This window comes from Vibrio olivae (assembly GCF_042428525.1).
In the GTDB taxonomy this organism is placed as follows: Bacteria; Pseudomonadota; Gammaproteobacteria; order Enterobacterales; family Vibrionaceae; genus Vibrio; species Vibrio olivae.
On the sequence record NZ_JBHMEP010000054.1, the window covers coordinates 1 to 942 of the forward strand.

The 942-nt window shown below is 45.9% G+C and carries 1 protein-coding gene; it reads left to right on the forward strand.

The annotated features are described in order from the left end of the window. Positions 1-422: 422 nt before the first annotated feature. Positions 423-942, forward strand: a 520-nt coding sequence (locus ACFFUV_RS23430; protein ID WP_390198344.1) for a plasmid recombination protein, incomplete at its 3' end; no start/stop codon positions are given.

A 942-nucleotide genomic window follows, 5' to 3' on the forward strand; every position in this document is an offset into this window, starting at 1 on the left:
ATGGGGGAAAAATGTCCAAGAATATGGGGTAAAAACTATCAAGTCGGTAGAAAATAAGTATCTTTGAAGTACATTTTTAGTAGAGGTACTGGTATGCCTAGACGAAGCTGATAGGCAAAAATAAAGCCGCTGGGGATGTCGGATGTCCGTCAATTAACTCCAGCGGCTTGTATTTTGGTAACTCTCCCGTATCGGTCAGCTACCGTTTGGTCAGCAACAAAGGTAGTACTTTATTGTCGCAAATCCAAATGTTTTCCCCTTTATTTGTGCATTTACAGAACATTTGCTAACTTCGCACCTATGCAGTATGGTGATAGCACACTAGCACCCTAAAGGGTGCGTGTGTAAGGGGACAAGCCCCCTTAACCCCCTGTCAGCCGGCTGTCACCGGCTGTTATCGATTGTCACAAAAATGTTAACTTATGGGAGCAACAAGTATTCATGTACAAGCAGTGAAGCCGGGGAGTGAGATTCACAACTTTAGGGAAAAAGAGTTGGACTATGTTCGTCCGGAACTTAGTCATTTGAATGAAAGCTGGGTTGGAGATAGCATCTCCCATCGGCTGGAGAGTGCGAAACAGAGATATCTCGATACGGTTGGGCAGAAGATGCAGACTAAAGCAGCACCCATACGGGAGGGGGTAATAGTAATCAAGCAAGAAACCACCATGCAGGAACTCCAGCAATTCGCTGCGGTCTGCAAGGAACGTTTCGGTATTGAAGCGTTTCAAATCCATATACACAAGGACGAAGGATACATGAACGCAAAGCAATGGACACCTAACCTTCATGCCCATGTAGTTTTCGATTGGACGCAGCCGAATGGGAAAAGTGTGCGTTTATCGCGTGATGACATGGCAGAACTCCAAACCATAGCATCTGAAACACTGGGCATGGAACGTGGCGTTTCTTCTGACCGCAAACACTTATCGGCTATGCAGT